A 22,363-nucleotide genomic window follows, 5' to 3' on the forward strand; every position below is an offset into this window, starting at 1 on the left:
TTTCGTTGGAAGCAGTTTGATTTTAACCGTTATCGTTTGTGACATTTCAGTCTCCTTTCGGCAAATATCAATCGATTCACCCCCTTGTTTTTTGTTGTTCAACATAACGCTTAATCGTTGCGCTCGGTACGTTCCCTGCGGTAGATACGAAATAGGAACGTGTCCATAGGCTCGGCAAATGCCCTAGATGAGGAAATTCCTCTCTTAACTTTTTAGAACTTTGTCACACTCTAAAGCAACAATGACAATTTTCAATTCTTCGCATATTTCTTGTACCAACTGTTTAAAGCGTTCCTCTACATCAGTACGAAGGAATATTTTTCTTCTATACCGAGGACAAAAAACGAAATGATAGTTGATTAATGATACGGTTGTGTTTGTTCTTCTATATTCATTCATATACACATTGTATCAATTTTATTTATAAACTGAAACGGACATGCAATAAAAAAGAGTGAAATTTTCGGATACTTGAAGCGCCACAAACCTTTCAGTTCTTAGGGCACTCGTATCCGACCTCACTATCATCCCACCCCTAAAGGGGGTGCTATCGCACCCGTAGTGGGCTTTCCCGTTCGGAAAATCTGTAAAGGAATCGACAAATCTTTTTCGAGATGAGTTTTACTGTCCTTGCCGCTGCTGCTTCAAAAGATCGCGTATTTCGGTCAGGAGCAGCTCCTCCTTGCTAGGTACGGGAGCTTTAACCGGTTGTTCTTCCTCTTTTCTCTTCATCTTGCCCAGCAGCTTGATAAACAGGAAAATCGAGAAGGAAATAATTAGAAAATCGATGACGCTCTGAAGCAAATTGCCGTATGCAATCGGAGAGTCTCCGACGCTGATCTTCAGCCCGGAAAAGTTATAACCGCCGATCAGAATACCGAGAATCGGGGTAATCAGATCATTGACAAGAGACGTGACAATTTTACTGAACGCCGACCCGATGACTACGCCAATAGCGAGATCGAGCACATTTCCCTTTAATGCAAAGGCCTTAAATTCTTTCCACATTGAAACCACCCCTACTAGTAATACCTTTTAAATTTGTCTGTGTTTTCTATCACATTGTACACGAGTTTTGACCATTTTCATACCCCGGTGAAATGAAACCGAACAAGACTCTCTATCTGGCCCAAAAGCCTGAAAGAGAGTCTCTTACGAACATCAATTATACGAATGTTCTCGTATCGTTATTCCGGCTAAACCTGTAGATGGCGATCAGGGCAAACACAGCGGCAAAGGCCAGAAGAATCAGCAAATTCATGTACAGGCTGCCAAGCGTTGACCCTGCCTGAAGTTTATCGACCGTCTCCAGCAGCCAATGCTGCGGCAGGAAGGTAGAAATTTTACGAACGTTGTCCGGCATAATGTCTATCGGAAAATAACAACCGGCAAGCAGGCACGTTGGCGTAATGATCAAGTTTTGCAGGGCGCCGGCCATGCTCGTGTTCTTGGCAAAGGCTACAATCAGCAGGGAAAGAGCGATTGCCGTTAGTCCAAACAATAGCATGACTGCAGCCAGCTCGCCGGAAGGAACTCCCGAATCGATATGAAAAATATTTTTCATAACAAACAAGGTGATGACGATCTGCAAGAAAATGAGAACGATGTTGACCAAAACGTTCGATAATACGTAGACCCTGGATGAAACCGGAGATGTCATCAGTCTCAGAAAGGTCCGGTTTTCTTTCTCCTTCAGAATCAGTTCGGTCAAATTGACCGCCGAGAACATCATAAACGCAGCAAGAAATCCAAGCGACTGATAGGTCATGCCTTTCACCGCTGTCGTATCCTTCATCGCCACCGCATCCAGCTTGAAATGCTGCTGCCGGTAATCGTTATACATATTATCAAACTTGGCCTGGTCCGCCTTGGCGAAGGCGCCGATTGATGCCACATTGCCAATGTAGTTCTGAAGCAAGGATTTGACATAGGCCGTTACCTGTGCCCCTTTTACCGAGACGATTCGGATCCCTTGCGGGCTGCCGCTTCTCACTTGCTCTGCAAATCCTTGTTCGAACACGATTCCTGTGTCAAGCTTGCCGGCGGCAATCTCCTTCTTCATCTCACCTTCATCCATGACTGTCATTTTTACCTGCTTGAGCCCTTCAACGAAGGATACGGTGCCCCGGGTAATTTCATTGTCGCCATCCAGGTTAACAACCCCGACCCGCAGCGTATCCGCGCTGCCGTTGCCGTAAATCATCATGCTGATTAGCACCCCAACAATCGGGAGTACGATTAAAGTAAACCAGTTTGATTTTTTGCGAAACGTATTGACTAATATTTTCCGCACAAGCCAAAGGATATCTTTCAACTTAAAGCCCCTCCCGTTTGCGCATATATAATCCTGAGACGATCAATAACGCGGCGCTAAGGCCCACATTCAGAACGATGACAGGAATCGCGGCGCTTGCCTGATCTGAATAAATAATTTGCGTGAGTCCCTGATTTGCCCAGCGAAGCGGAGACAGCTGCGAAATTTGGTGAACGACGCCAGAAGTGATGTCAATCGGGAAGTAAGCTCCCCCGACAAACGAAATCACCTGGATTACAATAAAAATAAAGGCACGTGCGGCCCCGCCATTAAACAGGTAGCTGCAGGCAAGACCAAAGCTGACGGCCAGCACCACTTCGGTCAGCAGGACAAGCGCAATCGAAATGTAATGGCTGCCCCACTCCGCTTTGAAGGCCAGTCTGCTAAACAGTACCACAATGGCTATACACAAAAAGTTCACAATCGTTGTCGCAAGCACTTTTCCGGTAAAAATCTCTATCTTCGACACAGGCGAAGCGCCAAGCCGGATTGCCGTTCTACGTGTTCTTTCGTTCTGGATCAAGGCGCTTGCCGGCAAGCAGGCATAAAAGGCAATCATCGTCGTCATCGAAATGGCATAATAATCGATGGAGCCTGGTTGTTTGTCCTTGTTAAGCGACGTCTCCTGAATAAAATTGCCGAACGATCCGGAAGCCACCGTTATGTTCGCGACGGATGAGGGCGAGGGATCCGCTTTAAACGCCGCAGCCGCAAGATTGAATTTGTCGGCATAAACCGTAAGCATGCCTTGTATGATATTGTTCTCGATGGCGTTTTTGGGGCTGCCGTAATATTTTATCCCGTCGTCACTCAGCTCCGCATAGGCTGTGTATTGGTCATCCTGTACCGTCTTTAGCCCATCTTCATCTGCCGCAGCCTTCGTGAACGTTATGCCTTCCTGCTGGGAAGCCTGGACAAATTGCCCCCAGGAGGATGCAAGCTGCCCGTTCCGGATATTGTCCTTGTACAGCAGGTTCATATCGCCAACCGCCAGGTTGCTTGAAAATGCATTGGTCAGTGCTGTGCCAAGGATGAGAATAAGCACGAGAGGAAACGCAATCATGAATATAAAGGTTCTTTTATCCCGAAGATGAATCAGCAGCTCCTTGCGCGCAATCTGAAGTATATTCACAGATGATTCCTCCTTCTAATCCCGCAGGTTTCTGCCGGTCAGCGTCAGAAATACGGTTTCCAGATTGGGGGCCTGCTCGTCCAGGGATCGTATTTCAACCTCATCCTGGATCAGCTGCTGAATGATCGCGTTCAGATTATTGACCTCCGCTTTGGAATGGATCAGAAGCATTTGATCTTGGGCCATTACTCGCTCGACCCCTTGAATCAATCTGATCGGCTTCAGATTCACCGGCTGATCGGATTTATAGCCAATCCGGATATCCTTGGTGTCGGTGATGGTCGATTTCAACTGTTCCTTGGTCCCTTCGGCAATGATCTTCCCGTGGTCCACAATCGCAATGCGGGTGCAAATCTCTTCTACCTCTTCCATGTAATGACTCGTGTAAATAATCGTGCATCCCATTTGATTCAGCTTCTTGACCGAATTGAGTATATAATTTCGGGACTGGGGATCAATGCCGACAGTCGGTTCATCCATAATGATCAGCTTCGGCTTGTGGGCAATCGCACAGGCAATGTTTAGCCGCCGTTTCATTCCGCCCGAGAAATTTTTCGGATATTCCTTGGCTCTCTCGGCCAAACCAACGAATTCCAGCGCTTCAAACGTTCGTTCCTTGAGCTCCGCTCCCCTGAGTCCGTACAGCCCGGCAAAAAAATGAACATTTTCATAGGCTGTCATCTCCTCGTAAATCGCCAGATCCTGAGGCACAATCCCGATATTCATCTTGGCAAATCTGTTATGCTTCGCAATATCTTTGCCCAGCAGCCGGATCTCCCCTTTGGTAATCCGCAGCAGCGATGAAATCATGTTGATCGTTGTGCTTTTACCAGCGCCGTTCGCGCCAAGAAAACCGAATATTTCACCTTCCCGAACTTTCAGATTCATGTTATCAACGGCGAGAAAATCGCCGAATTTCTTGGTTAAGCCTTGAATCTCCAACACGTTCATTCGGATTCACTCCTGTTTGTTGATTGATGTCCTCATCATAACGAAAAAGGATGACCTTACGACAGTGCATAAGTTCATCCTTTGGACATGAGGAATTTCATGGACTTATGGCATGAGAATTCTCCTGGCTCTTTCCGAACGGCAGCAGCGTAATCACGCTAAACCCCCGTGAGCCGTCTACGATGACCGTTCCCCCAAGGGCCGCAGTCCGTTCCTCCATTCCCTTGATGCCGAGACCCTTGACGACTTTTTCCGCCCCTTTGCCATTATCGGAAACAACGGCTTTCACCAAACGGTTCAGCACCTGGACATGCAGACGGACGGAATCCGCTTCCGCATACTTGATCGTATTGGTCACCGCTTCGGTGGCATTGTCCTGAATCACCTTCCACTGAATCGGCGTAATGACGTCCAGATCGCCTTCATGCGTCAGCGTAGCGGTCATGGAATGCTTCGACGCCAGTTCATCGACAAACAGCCGAAGCCGGTTGATCCCCAGCTCTTCGGACCTCGGTTTGATGTTCTTGAGTGTATGCCGGATTTGCTCGAGCCCCTCCTTGGATATGGCGATCGCATTGCCCAGCAGCTCTGCCGCTTTGTCCGGATTGCTTGCCAGCAGCCGTTTCGACGCTTCCATCTGGATTAGTGCCCCCGCCATGGAATGGCCGATTTCATCATGAATCCGCTGGGACAGCCGGTTTCGTTCCTCGAGCTTAATCGTATATTCCGACTGCTTCAAATACTCCTTATTTTCATTAAGGGTACGGGTCAGCCTTTGCAGGTCCGCTCTCATGAGTTCCGATTGGCTCATCTGCATGTCCAGCTTTTCATCGTAATGCCGGATTACGATAAATCCGAGGACGCTGATTCCGGCAATGAGCAAATAGAGAGCAAGGAGTGAAGCAGGAACAAACAAAAGCGGCACCAGAAGCAGAAGGAACGACAGCCTGTTTTTCATCCATAAAGAAATGAGTTCATACAAACTGATTGGGAGCAGCAGCAAAAACTGCGGGCTTAACGCCTTCGAGCACATCGCAAGAAACAAAATGGACAGAAGAACAAGCGCTTGAGAGAGCGCCCTCTTGCGAGGGATCAGCAGTCCGCAACTGAGGGATATGTACAACAAATAGGCAAAAATATACCAACCGCCTGCGTGTTTCAAATTGAAATATGTACCGTAAATGACGTAAATCAGAACAATCGTTTTGCTGCCGACAGTCCAAAGCTCAAACGGTCTGTTCCTGCTATTCATCCGACATCCGCACTTCTCCGGTCAAATAGTAAATCGCTATCTGTGTCCGGTGTTCAAGTCCCGTTTTATTTAATATAGACGTAATATGATTGGCAACCGTGCCTTCCGAAAGGAACAGCTTCTTGGAAATTCCTTTATTAGAGAGCCCTTTGGCGATTTGGGCCATGACCTCAAGCTCACGCTCGGAAAACAGACTTTGGTCGATGATGCCGCAATTCGTGGTTTCCGGCGGCTGTTTCGGGCTGTGCGGCTCCTCCGACCGGATTGCTGACGGCAGGCTTGTTTTGATCTTGTCCACAATGTCGCCCTGCAGGACATGATGGTTATGATGGACGCTTTTAATGGCATCCCGGATTTGTTCGGGATCGTTATTTTTGAGTAAATATCCTCTTGCACCGGCCTGAATCGCTTCAATGATGAAGGCATCATCGTCAAAAGTGGTCAGAATCAGCGGCTTGACCGCTGTCTCCTGAACAATTAGGCGCGTGGCCTCCACCCCGCTCATATTCGGCATGCGGATGTCCAGCAGCGCAACATCCACCTCGTGATTCCGGCAGAATTCCACGGCTTCTGCTCCGTCCTGTACCGTGGCCGCCACTTCAAATTCATCGAAGCTGGAAAGAATGATCTTCATCCCTTCGCGGATAAATGAATTGTCGTCGGCGATCAAAACTTTTATTTTCATTCAAAAAATGCTCCTTATACTTAAGGTAATCCTCGGTTCTACGCGAAATCTATTATAGCATTGATCCGTTTTTATGCCATGAAAAAAAGCCTCACCGCTTCCCAGTCAGGCTTCCGCTCTTCTTTGCAGTTCCGAAGTTCGCTTACACAATGCGCATGTTATTCATTCTGGGCAAATTCGGCCTGTTTTTCGCCAGCCGCAGAATCGCTTCATATTGAGCCTTGGCAATTTTCCGCTGTCCTGTCGGAATATTCAAATTGTTCACAATTTCGGCGAGCTTCTGCAGCTCTTTGTATTCATCCTCAGTCACATTGATTTTCCTTGCCACAACAACGCCTCCTTCTGCTTACATCATATGGTGTTTACTGTACCTTGTGATTGGACATGAAGCTATGCCCCAGCATAAAAATTGCAGGGCATTACGGCTTTTAGTCCTCTTTTTTAGGCTGAGCGGATTCGCTGTCCATTACGGTCTCCGCTACGGCGCTAGGGTCCAGATGCCGATCTATTCCCAAATCTTTGCGCTGCCGCTCCCGAATATAGGACAAGCCCGCGAAGCCGGCTATGAACGCGGCGCTGATCTCGGCGTAGATGTTTTCGCTCCCCGCCATTTCAACGGCCGTTTTCGCCAAAACTCCGGTTCCGATCCCGATCAGGATATCCCCCAAAAGTCCGAGCTCCAAATATACACGTTTGTCGCCGTGCTGCTCGCCCCGAAAGCCGAATACAAATAAAACAATGTCAGCAGGCCACAAAAATACGGTAATCAAAACTTTGCGCAGTCCATCTCCCCTTTTCACCGGATAAGTCAGACATCTCTCCAGCCAGCTGCTCTTCTCATACGGAATAACAAACAGAGGAAACTGAATCACCCCGTTTTTGGAATAATGTCCAATCAAGGCTCCGAGTAAACTGATCAGGATCGACAGGCGAAAGGTACCCCAGAAATCAGTCCAGTTGCTTAGCGCTCCCACGGTCTTCAGCTCCTCATTTCAGAATGAACTGCTGAATGGCGATTTATAATCCAGCTTATTCCGCGAAGATCGGGAAAAGAATTACGAAGTTATTCTTAAAACAAAAAAAGGGCTTTTAACGGATTCACCGTAAAAACCCTCTTGCATTCAGAAGCTGTCCGATCTGTAGCTAATCATTATGTAGAATTCATGGCCTTGTTACATCTGAAACCTTCTGCTGATATTCGTAAGGGTTGCTAGCATATCAGACGCCGGCACAGGCTTGCTGAGCAAATAGCCCTTAGCCTGGTGGCAAGCATACTCCCTCAGCAAGTCCAACTGCTCCGCAGCCTCTACGCCTTCGGCAACCACGGTCATTTCCAAATTGTGCCCCATGTTGACGATCGTCTTCAGAAGAGCCGCATCGTGATGATCTTCCGTGCAGTTTTTGATAAAGGAGCTGTCGACTTTCAAAATATCGATCGGCAGAGACTTCAGATAGGCCAGCGAGCTGTAGCCCTTGCCAAAATCATCAAGCGAGGTGTGGACACCTAGCTTTTTTAATTTTGTTAGCGTTTCTATTGCGTAATTGACATCCAGCATCATGCTTTCCGTAATTTCCACTTCAAGAAAATGCGGAGCCAATCCCGATTTGACGAGCGCGCCTTCAACCGCTGCCACAATGTTGCCGTGTTTAAACTGGTGCGGTGATAGATTGACGGACACTACCATAGGCGAAAGCCCTGCCTCCTGCCATGCCTTGTTTTGGGCGCAGGCCGTTTCGAGAACCCATGTCCCGAGCGGAACGATCAGTCCGCTCTCTTCGGCAAGCGGAATAAACTTACTCGGGGGGATCACGCCATATTCCGGATGATTCCAGCGCACAAGCGCTTCAACGCCTGTAGTGATGCCGGTAAAAATATCGACTTTAGGCTGATAATACAGCACGAACTCTTTGTTCACAAGCGCTTTCCGCAGCTGCTGCTCCATTATGGGCGAGCTTCCGGTATCCATTTTGTTGTTGTAAAACCGGTAGCTGTTTTTGCCGCTGCTTTTTGTGAAATGCATGGCGATGGAAGCTTTGTTCATTAGCGTGTCCGCATCGGTCCCATCCTCAGGGAATAGGCCGACGCCGATGCTAGGGGTAATGACACATTCCATTTGTTTGACAACAAGAGGAATTTGAAATTGATGAAGGATGCGTTCGAGAATCTGCTTCGTTTGGGCTCTTGTGACGTTATGCAAAAGAATTAGAAAACGGTCGCTTGTCCAGCGGAAAACGATATCCTCTTGACGTATATCCGATGAGAGCCGCTTGGCGACGGCGACCATAAAGTCATTCCCCCGTTCATAGCCGGCATAATGATTCACAACTCGGAACCGGTCCATATCAAACAATAAAATCGCGCGGGGGATCTTTGCAGCCTCCGGATCACTCTGAAACCTACCCCAGATTTCTTTGAATTTGTTCAAATTGGGCAGACCCGTTAAGCTGTCATAGTAAGTCATCTGCCTGATTTGCCGGAGCAAGACTTCTTCCTGAAGACGTTCCGGGGAAGACGGCCGGCAGATAGCGAGAACTCCGATGATGTTGCCCTCGACAACAACCGGTACAATCGTCATGTGAAGTCCAACTTCATGCCCCTGTTGGTGGCGCAGCTTCACCTTCGCTTTATTTCGCTCATTAAGTTTTTGCCCTTTGAAGAAATGGCCGAACGGACGATTCACAAAATAATCGGCCTCATAGCCCGAGATATCCACGATTGCGGCATTTACATCCAAAATCATTCCCTCGCTGCTCATCCAGAAAATTGCGTCCGTGCTGCATTCCAACAGTATTTTCAGCTTCTCTGTTTCGGCTTCCATTGAATGGTTCATGCTGCAAGGCGTCATTTTCTAACCCCCCAGTTCATTGATGATGTGAAGTCCAAATCGGTATCTGCCGGCATGATCACTGGAATATACCAGCTGTTATGGACAAAATCTTCCTATTTAATCCATCGGCATTTCCTTGTTTTTTTATAATAGCGGTTCTTATCGCGTCGGAGAAGCTTGCGTCGTTCACAAAAAAATCCGGTCCGAAAGGACAGGATTTGCCCGGGTGACCCCGCTCCTACGGTCCGGCTGCCGAAGTTGATTTTGTTCAGGCGTTAGAATCGGCAGATCATTCAAATACTCGATTATGCCTAGGTACTAATACCTATTAACACCATTATACACTCTCACTTTTTAACAGTAACCGAAAAATATGTGTCTTTGCCGCCATTTCATTTGCGGAACCGCGCAATTTTGTTTGCGGACTTCCGCCAGGTAACGCAGCCCATATTAAAACCGGCACGGAAATTTCCGTGCCGGTTTTAACTTTCCGAACTATTGATTCGGTCCGGTCGTTTTGGCGTTTGGACTTGCGATTGAGTTCAAATCAATAAACGGTGTAGCGCCGCCGGTGACGGAAGGCAGTCTTCCGTCCCATTTTTCAAGCGCCTTTTCCTGTACTTCGATCTGCTTCAGCTGTACGAGCTCCGGAGTAACCTCCTGTTTCTTCAGCTTGAGGGATTCCGCTTCAGCCTGCGCCTGGGCCACCTTTTGCTTGGCTTCGATTTCGATCCGCTTCAGGTCGTTTTCGGCTTTAAGCGCCTGCTGCTGAGCAACCTGCTTCGCCTCGATCGATTGATTAAAGGCGTCGGAAAATTTGAAATTGACAATGTTGATGTCATTGACAACCAGATCGTATTTGGCCAGCCGATTTTTGAGGTTTTCACTGATCTCTCCGGCAACAGCGTCCCGTTTTGCAATCAGGTCTTCGGCAGGATAGCGCGCGGTGACTTCCTTGACGATTTCCTGAATGGCCGGATTAATGATAACCGTATCGTAGGAACCGCCAATATTGTTCATTAAACGGTAAGCCGTTTCTTTCTGAATGGAATAGTTGACCGCTACATGCGTCGAGACAGGCTGCAAATCTTTGGAAGAGGCCGAGGTGTCGGTCTCCGTCTTGGCAACCTGGGTGTTAACCTGAATGATCGTCTGTACAAAAGGAAGTTTAAGATGTATGCCTGGTTCGAGTACGTTGTCATTCAGTCTGCCAAATGTCTTATATAAACCGACATGACCGTACTGCACCTGTGAAAAGCTGTTCAAGCTCAAAATAATAACGATCAGGACAACAATCGCTGCCGCTATCCCTTTCCCTACATTCGTCCGTTTCCCGGACGGTTGTTTGCTCGTGTTGGGTACTGTTTCCATACCTACTCCTCCATATTCATCATTTTATGTATTAGCTCCAGCTAATCTTTTCTACGTGACAAAGGAAGAAAGGTTACAAACACTGGTTAACTTTTGGATAGCCAGGCCCGTTCATGACTCCACGACACATCTACCGGCATCTCGAAAAAGTCAGACAGAACGCTGCCGCTTAGCATCTCGGACGTCAGGCCCGAGCCGAATACTTCTCCCCGGCGGAGCAGCAGTGTTTTGCGGAAAACCGGTAAAATTTCTTCCGTATGATGCGTAACGTACAGCATATGCGGAGCGTCAGCTCCCTTGGCGAGCTCTTCGATACTGCCGAGCAATCCCTCTTTGGAGATAAAATCAAGACCGTTGCACGCTTCGTCCAGAATCAGCAGCTTGGGCGAAGCCATCAGCGCTCTGGCAATCAGCAGCTTCTGCTTCTCCCCCTGCGAACAGGTCTGATAGGTACGGTCCAGCAAATGCCCGCATCGCAATTGTTGCATCAGCTGCAATGCTTTGTCGTAATCCTGGGAAGACGGCTTTTCGTACAGCCCGATAGAGGCATACTTCCCGCTGACAACGAGATCCTGAGCTTTCTCGCTCCCGTATATCTTTTCCTGAAGCGACGAGCTGACCCAGCCGATCGAACGGCGCAGCTCGCGTACGTCAACCTCGCCATATTTATGTCCGAGAACGCTGATTTCGCCCGCAGACGGCCAAATGTATCCGGTAAGCATGTTCAAAATCGTCGTTTTCCCGGATCCGTTCAGTCCAAATAACGCCCAGCTTTCTCCCTCGTTCACGCTCCAATTGATGTCGTTCAGTACAGTCTTGCCTTCCCTGCGCCATGCAACATTCTTCATTTCGATGATCTTGGACACGATTGATTCCTCTCCCTCTTTGTGAATATTAACAAACTACCTCTCCCCTTCCCAGCTTGTCAAGAACTCCTGAGGCTCCTGAATATAAAGAATCATTTTAATCATTCAATCTCTACCGCATGAGCTTCATTTCCTATAAAATGGGAGAAGCATGCCAATATGGAGGACGATCAAACATGTTAAACCCTGAGGATTGGGAACAGATCAAAGCCTTGCAAATCAAAGTTGAACAAGAGGACAACATTTCGCTCAAGCTGAACTGGGATATGCTGCGCAGCCGGAAGGCCGAGGATCAGGATGATTTCATTTGCCGGCAGGACGGCCGGATCGTTGCCTTTCTTGGCTTATACGACTTTGCCTCCAAAATCGAAGTGTGCGGCATGGTATCTCCCGAATACCGCAGACAGGGCCTTTTTACGAGCCTGTTACAAGAAGCGCTGCCGAAAGAACGCGCGGACCGGTACAAGGAAATATGGCTGAATACGCCCGCCGACTCGCTCACGGGCAAAGCCTTTGCCGTTTCCGTGGGAGCAACTCCCGGTTTCTCGGAATATCAAATGAAGTATTCAGCTCCTGCTTCGAGTGAAGCTCCGGTTGTCCTTGCGGAGGTACACCTTCGTCCTGCGGAGAGCCTTGACCGGAACGCCATCATTTCGCTCGATGCTCAGGGTTTTGAGATGACGGAGGAGGAAGCTGCCAGCATCTATGAACGCCAATCCGGGGAGAAGGATTCCCTTCTGTATATGATCGAGTACAAAGGTGAAAGCGCCGGAAAACTGCTCGTCAATACGGACCCCAAACAAAGCTGGATCTATGGATTTGTCATCTTCGATCACTTCCGGGGACAAGGAATCGGCCGATCCGCCCTGATGCAGATCGTGAAGCAGGAATACAGCCTGGGCCGCGATGTCTTTCTGGAAGTAGCGCTGAACAATGACAGGGCTCTCCACCTTTACAAATCGTGCGGCTTTGAAACCGTTCAAGTGCAGGATTACTACGGATACCGGCCTTAAGCCGGCCACTCTTTCCATGCTGCTTGCAGGCAGCGATAACAAGAGTTGTTCTGGCATCAAACAGGCAAAATGAGGTACAATATAAAGTAATTGATTAAACGACCGGCTCCGCTGCTCTAAAGGCAGGCGGAGCCGATGTTTGTACCTGGAAGGATGGATTGCAGACGATGTATGTAGCAACAGACTGGAAAGACTATGAATTAATCGATACAGGCGGCGGAGACAAGCTGGAGCGCTGGGGCGATGTCATCTTGCGCAGGCCAGATCCGCAAATTATATGGCCGATTGAGCAGGAAACCGGCGATTGGAAAAAGGTTCACGGCCACTATCACCGCAGTTCTTCGGGAGGCGGGCGCTGGGAAATGAAAAAGGCGATTCCCGAAAAATGGACCATCGGCTACGACCGGCTGAAATTTCATATCCGGCCGACGAATTTCAAGCATACCGGCTTGTTTCCGGAGCAAGCAGCCAACTGGAGCTGGATGATCGACAAGATCAGCAGTGCCGGCCGCCCGATTTCGGTGCTGAATTTGTTCGCATACACCGGCGGCGCTTCCGTTGCCGCCGCTTCCGCCGGCGCCTCGGTCGTTCACGTGGACGCCGCGAAGGGCATGGTGCAGTGGGCCAAGGAGAATTTGCAGCTGTCGGGGCTTGGCAATCGTCCGGTCCGTTTCATTACGGACGATGTATTCAAATTCGTGCAGCGCGAGCAACGAAGAGGCAACCGCTACGACGCCATTATTATGGATCCCCCTTCCTACGGCAGGGGACCCGGCGGGGAGATGTGGAAGCTGGAGCAGAGCCTGTATCCATTCGTGGAGTCGTGTCTGAGCATTTTATCGGACAAGCCGCTGTTCTTCCTAATCAACTCCTACACCACCGGCATTTCCCCGACCGTGCTGCACAACATGCTGTCCATGACGGTTAAGCGGAAGTTTGGCGGACATATTTCCGCTGGAGAGCTTGGATTGCCCATTACCCGTTCCGGTCTTCATCTGCCATGCGGCATATTGGGCCGCTGGGAGGAATAAGCATGTCCGAACATTTGGCGAGAACATGGAGCACGCCTTCCATGACGATTCTCTATGAAGATAATCATCTGCTCGGGGTCGAGAAGCCGGTCAATGTGCCGGTACAGGAAGATGCGAGCGGAGATCCGGACATGCTTACGCTGCTCAAGGAAGATCTGAAGGAACGCTATAACAAGCCGGGAAATGTCTATTTGGGGCTTGTTCACCGTTTGGACCGCCCTGTTGGCGGAGCGATGATCTTTGCCAAAACCTCCAAGGCTGCCTCCCGCTTATCCGAAGCCGTGCGGAGCCGCCAGTTCGAGAAAACGTATTTGGCCGTTGTGCATGGCGTGCCGTCCGTAAGACAAGGACGTCTGACTCACTACCTGCTCAAGGACGAACGAACCAATACCGTTTCTGTCGTTCCGAAAGGGACAAGCGGAGCCAAGGAAGCTATTCTGGATTACAGCGTAGTCGGCAGCCCTGCCAAGGGGATGTCCCTCGTTCGCGTTGAGCTTCACACGGGACGTCCCCACCAAATTCGCGTACAGTTCAGCTATACAGGCTGTCCGCTGTACGGAGACCAAAAATATGGCGCCAAGCTCAACAAGCCGGGCCAGCAGATCGCTCTGTGGTCTTCCTTCGTGGGCATACCGCACCCGGTCACGAAACAACCCGTTCAGCTTGTTTCCAGTCCTCCCAATGAGTACCCATGGTCATTATGGAGCGGTGAAATTCATAAGTAGAACCGAATATAAAAAGGGCCGATCCGCCATGCAGAGGCATTCTGCACCCGGATCGGCCCTTTTTTTGACTTAACAGGTCTCTATTTGGGGTTTGTAATTTTACCGAGCAGAAACAGCAGCAGCTGCTGATTGTGGGTCGAAATGCGGTCCAGCATTTGCTCCAAAAAACGGCTTCTGATCTCTCTGCCGCGATCGGCTTCTTTCCGGCCCTTGTCAGTTATCGAAATCCAGACAATCCGGCGGTCGGCTTCATCCCTCTCCCGCGAAATCAGCCCGCCCTTTTCCATCCGGTCGAGCAGCATGGTGACGGCAGCCGGCGTCGTAGCCAGAAAAGGAATCATATCCGACGGCTTCATCTTCGGCTGGTCCCCCAGCAGTTCCAGAACGGTCAGCTGCGATTCCGTCAGAGAAGGCGACAGTTCGTTCTCCATATGCGACTGATAGTCTTTGGACAGCTTTGTCCAAAGTTTGTTGAACTCTTCAGTATACAATTCAGATCCCTCCATGTCAGCATTCCATTTATTTCACTGCCTTAACTGTTCGCCGCCCGGCCTTTCATTTCCTCCTTTATCGCATTAAACGACAAAAGAAGAACTTTTCCTCAGGCATATCTGCCAGGAAAAGCTCTCTTTCGTCAAATCTCTGTATGTTCCGATTTTCTTCTAACCTTCTGACTGCCCTGAAGCATAATGCGGTAGAACGATCAAATCCGTAATGTAGTCGTTTTTCTCCAGATGTACGACCGCTTTGCCTATCGATTTCCGGTCGCTGAGCGGCGCCTTTTCCGACGAAAAATCAGCTGCTTGCGCCTCATGCGTAATCGCGGCAATTTGCAGCGGTTCCTTGCACCAGAATCCGCCGACGATTCCGTTGCCATTCGGCTTGACCCTCTTGCCTTCTTTGAATTCGAACGTTTGAATCCCTTTGCCGCCGCGGCTTTGGGACGGATAATCCAGCAGCAGCGAACGCTTGCCGTAACCAAGATCGGAGACGACGAGTATTTCGCCCTCTTCGCCTTCCACCCAGAGTGCAGAGACCACTTCGTCGCCTTCCCGGAGCTGGATTCCCCGTACTCCTGCGGCAACCCGGCCCATGCTGTTCACTTCTTCCTCGTTAAACCGAATCGCCATGCCCAGCTTCGTGATCAGCAGGATATCCTGATTGCCCTTGCTAGGCGTTACCGACACGACCTCATCATCGGCACTAACCTTGCACGCCGCCACGGCCGATGAGCGCTTCGTCTCATACTCGCCAAGAGCGGTCCGCTTCACTTGGCCGCGTTTGGTCACGAATATGAGGCTAATGCCAGGCTGATCGAACATGCGGACAGGGATGCAGCTCACAATCCGGTCTTCCTTGGCCAGCGGAATGACATTGACGATCGCCGTTCCGTTATCCTTCCACTTGAACTCCGGAATCTGATGGACCGGCAGCAAGAAATATTGCCCGCGTTGGGTGAAGATCAACAGATTCTCGAGCGTATTGACACTCTGGATGTATTTGATATAGTCTCCCTCTTTGACTCCGGCGCTGCCGAATTCGCCGCCCGAGCGCGTGAAGGAAAGCATGCTTGTCCGCTTGATATAGCCTTCGCCCGACAGCGTAACGAACACATCCTCCTGGGTGACCATGACTTCCAGGTTTACTTTGAGCTCTTCCACTTCGCCCTGAATGACGGAGCGCCGTTCTACGCCGTATTTGTCGCGGATTTCGGTCAATTCCTTCCGAATAACGGACACGAGCTTTTTGTCACTGTCCAGAATCGCCTGCAGTGACGCAATCTTCTTCTGCGTTTCGCCCAGTTCCTTCTGGAGCTGCGTAATTTCCAGATTGGTAAGGCGGTACAATTGGAGCGTCAGAATCGAGTCCGCCTGGCGTTCCGAGAAGCCGAACATCCACTGCAAGTTGTTCTGGGCGTCCTGACGGTTTTTCGAGGCCTTGATGGCAGCGATCACTTCATCCAGAATATTCAGCGCCTTGACCAGACCTTCGAGAACATGGGCTCTGTCCAATGCTTTCTCCAGCTCAAACCGGGTCCGGAATGTCACTACTTCCCGCTGATGGGCGATGTAGGCTTTCAACATTTCCGTCACGCCAAGCTGACGCGGTGCTTTGTTGACAATCGCCACCATGTTGAAGTTGTAGGTGACCTGCAGGTCTGTCTTTTTCAGCAAATAAGCCAAAATCCCTTGCGCGTCCGCATCCTTTTTCAGTTCAACGACGATGCGGAGGCCGGCGCGCCCGCTTTCGTCCCTCACTTCGGAAATGCCTTCAACCTTCTTCTCCAGCCGGATATTCTCCATCGCGGTAACGAGCCGGGACTTAACCACCTGATACGGAATTTCCGTGATCACGATTTGCTGTCTACCGCCGCGAACATTTTCGATTTCCGTTTTGGACCTGATGTAGATCCGGCCTTTGCCTGTTTCATACGCTTCGCGAATGCCTTCCTCGCCCATAATAATGCCGCCAGTCGGGAAGTCCGGACCCTTCATAATCGTCATCAGCTGCTCCAGATTCGTATCCGGCTTCTCCATCAGCAGGATGCAAGCATCAATAACCTCCCGCAGGTTGTGCGTCGGGATCTCTGTCGCGAAACCTGAAGAAATCCCGCTTACACCGTTTACGAGCAGGTTCGGAAAACGCGACGGCAGCACGACCGGCTCCTTGGCCGTATTGTCGAAGTTGTCCTTGAACAGCACCGTGCGTTTCTCAATATCGCGGAGCAGTTCAAGCGCAATCGGCGACAGGCGAGCCTCGGTGTAACGCATGGCCGCGGGCGGATCGTCATCCTGCGATCCCCAGTTGCCGTGACCGTCAACGAGCACATGGCCCATTTTCCACGGCTGCGCCATCCGTACCATGCCGTCATAGATGGAGGAATCTCCGTGCGGATGGTAGTTGCCCATGACGTCGCCAACCGTCTTGGCCGATTTGCGGTACGGCTTGTCCGGCGTATTCCCGGAATCGTACATGGCATACAAAATGCGGCGCTGTACAGGCTTCAGGCCATCCCTGACGTCCGGAATCGCCCGGTCCTGGATAATATATTTGGAGTATCTGCCGAAGCGGTCTCCCACAACCTCTTCGAGGTAAGCCGGCAAAAAGTTTTCCAGCATACTCATGCATTCACCTTCTATTCCTCATACTCTGTGAAATCAACGTTCTCGACGATCCAGCGCTTGCGCGGCTCCACTTTATCGCCCATCAGCGTGGAGACCCGGCGCTCCGCCTTGGCCGCATCCTCGATCTGAACCTGCAGCAGCGTTCTCGTCTCCGGATCCATCGTCGTTTCCCACAGCTGCTCGGGATTCATCTCGCCGAGTCCTTTATAGCGCTGAAGCTCGAAATTTTTCCCGAATTCCTTCAGGTAATTCTGAAGCTGCTCGTCCGTCCACGCATATCTCACCGTTTCAAGCTTGCCGGAACGGCGCGTGATTTTGTACAGCGGCGGCTGCGCGATGTATACGCGCCCCGCATCAATGAGCGGCTTCATATAGCGGTAAAAGAAAGTGAGCAGCAGCACCTGGATGTGCGCGCCGTCGGTATCGGCATCCGTCATGATGATGATCTTGGAGAAATTGCTGTCTTCCAAAGCGAATTCCGTTCCGACTCCGGCTCCGATCGCCGTAATGATGGCGCGGTATTCATCGTTCTTAAGAATGTCCGCAAGCTTGGCCTTCTCCGGATTCATCGGCTTGCCCTTCAGCGGCAGGATCGCCTGGATTTTGGAATCCCGGCCCTGTTTAGCCGATCCGCCCGCGGAGTCCCCTTCGACAATAAACAGCTCGGTCCGCGTATAATCCTTCGATTGGGCAGGGGTCAGCTTCCCTCCGAGATTCGAGCCTTCGCTGCGCTTCTTGCCGCTGCGCATTTCGTCCCGGGCCTTACGGGCCGCTTCGCGTGCTTTCGATGCCTGAACGGCTTTCTTGATCAGCACCTGCGCGATTCCCGGATTCTCCTCAAGAAATAGCTGCATTTTCTCGGCTACAACCGCGTCGACCGCGCTTCTGGCCCCTGCGCTGCCCAGCTGGTCCTTCGTCTGGCCGACAAACTCGACCTCGGACATCTTCACGCTGATGACGGCCATCATGCCTTCACGCAGGTCGTTTCCTTCCAGGTTTTTGTCCTTCTCCTTGATCAAGCCGTTCTTGCGGGCATAATCATTCATCACGCGGGTGTAAGCCGTTTTGAACCCGGTCTCGTGCGTTCCGCCGCCGCGTGTCGGAATCGAGTTGACGAAAGACGCTATCGTTTCCGTGTAGCCGGAATTGTACTGCAAAGCCACTTCCACTTCAATATCGTCGCGTTCGGCGTAAAAGTGTACAACATCGTGCAGCACATCCTTGCCTTCATTCAGAAACTCGACAAACTGGCTGGCGCCGCCTTCGTAAAAAAACTCGTCGGAATTGCCTGACCGCTCATCTTTCAGGACTACCTTCAAGCCTGAATTCAAAAAAGCGATCTCCTGCAAACGTTCCGCGAGCGTATCGTAATTTAATGCGATGCCATTCTGAAATACCCGGATATCCGGCTTAAAGGTTACCTTGGTACCTGTACGGTTCGTATTTCCGATCACTTCGAGCCCGGTCACCGGCTCGCCAACATGCTCCTTCCCGTCCTTGCTGATCCAGTACTCGAAACGCATGCGGTGGATTTTGCCTTCGCGGTAAATCTCAACCTCGAGCCACTCCGACAGCGCATTCGTAACGGATGCGCCGACACCGTGGAGTCCTCCGGATTTCTTGTATCCGCCGCCGCCGAATTTCCCTCCGGCATGCAGGATCGTATATACGACCTGCGGCGTTGGAATCCCCGTTTTGTGCATGCCCGTCGGAATACCGCGGCCATTGTCAAGGACGGTTACCGATCCGTCTTTATGCAGCGTAATATCGATCCTGGAGCAGTACTTGGCAAGATGTTCGTCCACGGCGTTGTCGACGATCTCCCATACCAGATGATGCAGCCCCGATGAACTCGTGCTGCCGATATACATCCCTGGCCGCTTCCGCACCGCGACAAGCCCTTCGAGCACTTGAATATCGTCCGCGTCATATCCTGCGGCGTCTCCGCCGTTCCCGGACCCGGCCGCGAACAAATCGATCTGCTCGGCCATTCATGCTCCCCCTTTAAGTTTTGCTCTATGTAGGATGACTAACCACCCTGAATGCAAACAAATGTTTTCTTATTCTTGTCCATTTTAATTCAATATATCCTGTTTCGTAAAGACGGTGAAGGAAACAACCAGTGAGGCGATGCCCCAAATGGCCAGCACGGCAAGCGAGAATCCAAGCGTCATTCCCTCGATCGGCGCCGGAGTTCCGGACAAATAGTGGGTCAATTCCAGATTGACCATAAACAAATATTTGGCGCTTGTCCAGGCGGAGGCCATGTTGGTCAGGATACTGCCGGCAATCAGCGCCGCCATCATGATGACGATGCTTGCCGCCGTGCTTCGCACCAGAACCGAGATCATGAAAGCCAGCAGCGCAACGACGACGCCGACAAACCAGATGAGACCCATCTGCATGAAAAGATACAGCCACTGCGGCAGAGCATGCACAGCCGAAAGATCCACATTGCTGCCTTGTAGCTGGAACCCCGCAAATACAGGCATGTCAAATCCCTGATAACCAAACACAAGTCCGGAAATCCCATAGCAAATAACAAATGTCGAAACGACGGTTAAAGAGACAAACATGATCAGCGTGATCAGCTTGCTGAGCAGCACCTTCCACCTTCTAACGGGCTTGGTGAGCAGCATCTTGACCGTTCCAGCCGTCCGTTCCGAGGAGACGATATCCGACCCGATTCCCATGATCAGGAGCGGAATAAACAAGGAAGAGGCATTGTCCATAAATTCCCGCGTAAAGGTTACAGCGCCGGGCTGTTGCGGGTTTACGTCATGATCCAGATAATATTTCATCTGCTGGATGTAGACTTGGCGGAATTTTTTCCATTCCTCCGGTATGCGGGCGCTTCCGAGCGAATTCTGATTGTCGGTTATCGCCTGCTGCACGGACCTCCGCCAGTCGGAGCCGAATTTTTCCTGATTCCGCTGCGAGATCTTCATTTGAGCGTAAGTAAACATCGGAACGAGAACAAGCAGCACCAGCAAAATGACGTAAAACCGCTTTTTCCGGACCATTTTCACCGTTTCATTTTTGATGAGGGGTATGATGCTATTCAATGGACTCACCCTCCGTCAATTCTAGGAACAGCTGTTCCAGCGTTGGATTGATTTTGTACACCGACTGAACCTGTACTCCCTGCTCCGTAAACAAAGCGACAAATTCAGCCATTTGCCCGCCTTCCATTTGGGTAACGATGGCCTCCGGGCTGATTCCGGCCATAACCGAATCATCAAGAATCTGTTCAGGGTCGTCAATAACTTTGATTCTTTTGTTTGCAAAAAAGTCAACGGCACTTTCCCGGGGGTGCGCCTCCCATACGACATAATTGGAGTTGTTCTGGATCAGTTCATCCACTTTTCCTACAGCCAGAACCTGGCCATGGCTTATAATTGCGACCCTGTCACACAGCAGCTGAATTTCGCTGAGCAAATGGCTGGAAACGAATAAGGCCATGCCGTCTGCCGCCAATCTGCGGATAAAATCACGCATCTCCTTGATCCCTTTCGGGTCCAGGCCGTTGGTCGGTTCATCCAGAATAAGCAGCTTTGGCCTGCCAAGCAGGGCCTGGGCGATGCCCAGCCGCTGTCTCATGCCGAGTGAATAGGTGCGCACCTTGTCATGAATTCGCTGCTCCAGCCGCACCATTTCGACGACTTCCATGATCCGCTCATCGTCCACGCCTTGCAGCATCCGGGCGAACTGCTCCAGATTCTCCCAGCCTGTCAGGTAGGAGTACACCTCAGGGTTTTCGACAATAGAGCCTATATACCCCATGGCCCGCTCGGGATCCTTGTGGACATTAAACCCGCAAATCTCAATCGTTCCTTCTGTCGGCTTAATCAGATCGACCAGCATGCGGATTGTCGTTGTTTTACCGGCCCCGTTTGGACCGAGGAAACCGAATATTTCGCCCTCCCGCACATCGAACGTCACATCATGGATGATCCACTTTTTGCCGATCTTTTTCTTCAAATGCTTGACCTGCAATACCGTTTTGCCTGAAGAGTCACGCTGCTCACTGATGGATGTATGCTGCATGTACCAAGATTCACTCTCCTGTCACGTATTAATTCAAACTTTGCACGATGCGTTCGGCAATCTGCTGATAGCCCTCCCCGTTCGGGTGAAAATGATCGCCGGACAAATACTTGGACACATTGCCGGCAAACAGGTCGTAAGTCGGAACGACCAATGCGTTCCTATACGGATTGAAGGTTTCGAGAGCCAGCATATTCCAACGGGCCGCTGCCGTATTGCCGATACTTCTCATTTCCTGCAGGTCGGAGAAGGGATTATACAATCCTATGTATACAAGGGTAGCGTCAGGATTGATCGCAACAATTTGTTTGGCAACGGATTTAAGCTTTACGGAAGCCGCGTCAATCGATGCATTCAGTTCCTTGGCTGTAGGCAGATCATCTCCGTTCTCAAGGGCCTGCCCACCATTAAACAAGTCATTGCCCCCGATGGACAGCAAAATGACATTGGCCTCCTTCAGCATATATTGAACGCCCTTCTCTTTCAGTTCTTCCGACAAGCTATCCGTCGTCAGGCCGTTAATGCCTAAATTTCCAAACAGTCTCACTTCCTGATTTTTATCCTTCTCCTGCAATAGCTGAACCGTTCGCATCGCAAACCCCAGTCCCTCATCGTCTCCCGTACCTTTGGCAAGCGAATCGCCAATGACAACAATGCCTGTTTGACCAGGTGATACGGCCGGCTGGTCTTTCTGATCCGTACTCGGAACCAATTCCATTCCACTGGATGCCGAAGGATATGTAATGTCTTTCACGGCATAAATAAAACCGCATAATAGCAATAAAGTCGTTACAAACGATAAAAAACTGACGATTCTCCAGACTCTGGACGATGATCGCATGAGGATGCCTCCTTGTCATAAACTGGTACGCATTTCTTTGGAGTATGTACCTAACATAAAACTTCTGAAATCAATTTGCAAATTTTCACATGCAGACGTGCTCTTTTTAAATCACAGGAGTATTGGTCCATATTCATTCGGCAGGGTATAAAACGTAAGGACTGGCAGCTACCAGAGTGAGT

At 50.4% G+C, this 22,363-nt stretch carries 20 protein-coding genes and 1 pseudogene; 3 read left to right on the forward strand and 18 right to left on the reverse strand.

Annotated features, from left to right (window positions below; genetic code table 11):
• Positions 1-76 precede the first annotated feature (76 nt).
• From K7397_RS17680 to K7397_RS17735, 12 genes and pseudogenes are all read right to left on the reverse strand, one after another.
• Positions 77-399 (reverse strand): annotated as a pseudogene (locus K7397_RS17680) (transposase).
• Between the two features lie 222 nt (positions 400-621).
• Positions 622-1,008, reverse strand: a complete 387-nt coding sequence (gene mscL / locus K7397_RS17685) for a large conductance mechanosensitive channel protein MscL (RefSeq protein WP_223069385.1) — start codon at positions 1,006-1,008, stop codon at positions 622-624.
• A gap of 157 nt (positions 1,009-1,165) precedes the next feature.
• On the reverse strand, positions 1,166-2,314 hold the full coding sequence (locus K7397_RS17690; RefSeq protein WP_223069386.1) for an ABC transporter permease: 1,149 nt from the start codon (positions 2,312-2,314) through the stop codon (positions 1,166-1,168).
• 1 nt (position 2,315) lies between these two features.
• Complete coding sequence (locus K7397_RS17695; protein ID WP_223069387.1) at positions 2,316-3,446, reverse strand: ABC transporter permease; 1,131 nt, start codon at positions 3,444-3,446, stop codon at positions 2,316-2,318.
• 15 nt (positions 3,447-3,461) lie between these two features.
• Positions 3,462-4,397 (reverse strand): ABC transporter ATP-binding protein, encoded by a 936-nt coding sequence (locus tag K7397_RS17700; RefSeq protein WP_223069389.1) that lies wholly within the window; start codon positions 4,395-4,397, stop codon positions 3,462-3,464.
• 97 nt (positions 4,398-4,494) lie between these two features.
• Positions 4,495-5,649, reverse strand: coding sequence for a sensor histidine kinase (locus tag K7397_RS17705; RefSeq protein WP_223069392.1), 1,155 nt, complete (start codon positions 5,647-5,649; stop codon positions 4,495-4,497).
• Positions 5,642-6,334, reverse strand: a complete 693-nt coding sequence (locus tag K7397_RS17710) for a response regulator transcription factor (protein WP_223069395.1) — start codon at positions 6,332-6,334, stop codon at positions 5,642-5,644. The genes K7397_RS17705 and K7397_RS17710 overlap by 8 nt, the downstream gene beginning before the upstream one ends.
• 142 nt (positions 6,335-6,476) lie before the next feature.
• Positions 6,477-6,662 (reverse strand): hypothetical protein, encoded by a 186-nt coding sequence (locus K7397_RS17715; RefSeq protein ID WP_223069398.1) that lies wholly within the window; start codon positions 6,660-6,662, stop codon positions 6,477-6,479.
• 100 nt (positions 6,663-6,762) lie between these two features.
• Entirely contained in the window at positions 6,763-7,308 is a 546-nt protein-coding gene (locus K7397_RS17720) for a hypothetical protein (RefSeq protein WP_223069401.1), read from the reverse strand.
• Positions 7,309-7,506: 198 nt separating this feature from the next.
• The gene (locus K7397_RS17725; RefSeq protein ID WP_223069402.1) at positions 7,507-9,180 is read right to left on the reverse strand and encodes a sensor domain-containing protein; all 1,674 of its coding nucleotides are present in this window, start codon (positions 9,178-9,180) and stop codon (positions 7,507-7,509) included.
• A gap of 477 nt (positions 9,181-9,657) precedes the next feature.
• Entirely contained in the window at positions 9,658-10,533 is an 876-nt protein-coding gene (locus tag K7397_RS17730; protein WP_223069403.1) for a prohibitin family protein, read from the reverse strand.
• An 86-nt stretch (positions 10,534-10,619) separates the two neighbouring features.
• Positions 10,620-11,399 (reverse strand): ABC transporter ATP-binding protein, encoded by a 780-nt coding sequence (locus K7397_RS17735; RefSeq protein WP_223069404.1) that lies wholly within the window; start codon positions 11,397-11,399, stop codon positions 10,620-10,622.
• Between the two features lie 176 nt (positions 11,400-11,575).
• Here K7397_RS17735 and K7397_RS17740 point away from each other — a divergent pair, with 176 nt between their 5' ends.
• The 3 genes from K7397_RS17740 to K7397_RS17750 all read left to right on the forward strand — a co-directional run bounded on the left by K7397_RS17740 (position 11,576) and on the right by K7397_RS17750 (position 14,168).
• Positions 11,576-12,412 carry a GNAT family N-acetyltransferase gene (locus tag K7397_RS17740; RefSeq protein WP_223069405.1) on the forward strand — a complete coding sequence of 279 codons (837 nt, stop codon included), beginning with the start codon at positions 11,576-11,578 and terminating at the stop codon, positions 12,410-12,412.
• 167 nt (positions 12,413-12,579) lie between these two features.
• Positions 12,580-13,443: a class I SAM-dependent methyltransferase gene (locus K7397_RS17745; RefSeq protein ID WP_223069406.1), complete on the forward strand. Its 864-nt coding sequence runs from the start codon at positions 12,580-12,582 to the stop codon at positions 13,441-13,443.
• Between the two features lie 2 nt (positions 13,444-13,445).
• Positions 13,446-14,168 (forward strand): RluA family pseudouridine synthase, encoded by a 723-nt coding sequence (locus tag K7397_RS17750; protein ID WP_223069407.1) that lies wholly within the window; start codon positions 13,446-13,448, stop codon positions 14,166-14,168.
• 80 nt (positions 14,169-14,248) lie between these two features.
• On the opposite strand, the gene K7397_RS17755 is transcribed toward K7397_RS17750, so the two are convergent.
• The 6 genes from K7397_RS17755 to K7397_RS17780 all read right to left on the reverse strand — a co-directional run bounded on the left by K7397_RS17755 (position 14,249) and on the right by K7397_RS17780 (position 22,181).
• Positions 14,249-14,659, reverse strand: coding sequence for a MarR family winged helix-turn-helix transcriptional regulator (locus K7397_RS17755; protein WP_223069408.1), 411 nt, complete (start codon positions 14,657-14,659; stop codon positions 14,249-14,251).
• Between the two features lie 171 nt (positions 14,660-14,830).
• Complete coding sequence (gene gyrA, locus K7397_RS17760) at positions 14,831-17,293, reverse strand: DNA gyrase subunit A (RefSeq protein WP_223069409.1); 2,463 nt, start codon at positions 17,291-17,293, stop codon at positions 14,831-14,833.
• Positions 17,294-17,304: 11 nt separating this feature from the next.
• Entirely contained in the window at positions 17,305-19,284 is a 1,980-nt protein-coding gene (gene parE, locus K7397_RS17765) for a DNA topoisomerase IV subunit B (protein WP_223069411.1), read from the reverse strand.
• Positions 19,285-19,368: 84 nt separating this feature from the next.
• Positions 19,369-20,358, reverse strand: a complete 990-nt coding sequence (locus K7397_RS17770) for an ABC transporter permease (protein WP_223069413.1) — start codon at positions 20,356-20,358, stop codon at positions 19,369-19,371.
• Entirely contained in the window at positions 20,351-21,340 is a 990-nt protein-coding gene (locus K7397_RS17775) for an ABC transporter ATP-binding protein (protein WP_223069416.1), read from the reverse strand. The genes K7397_RS17770 and K7397_RS17775 overlap by 8 nt, the downstream gene beginning before the upstream one ends.
• 28 nt (positions 21,341-21,368) lie before the next feature.
• Positions 21,369-22,181: a GDSL-type esterase/lipase family protein gene (locus K7397_RS17780; RefSeq protein ID WP_223069418.1), complete on the reverse strand. Its 813-nt coding sequence runs from the start codon at positions 22,179-22,181 to the stop codon at positions 21,369-21,371.
• Between the last annotated feature and the right edge of the window lie 182 nt (positions 22,182-22,363).

This window comes from Paenibacillus caui, assembly GCF_019904135.1.
Lineage (GTDB): Bacteria > Bacillota > Bacilli > Paenibacillales > Paenibacillaceae > Fontibacillus > Fontibacillus caui.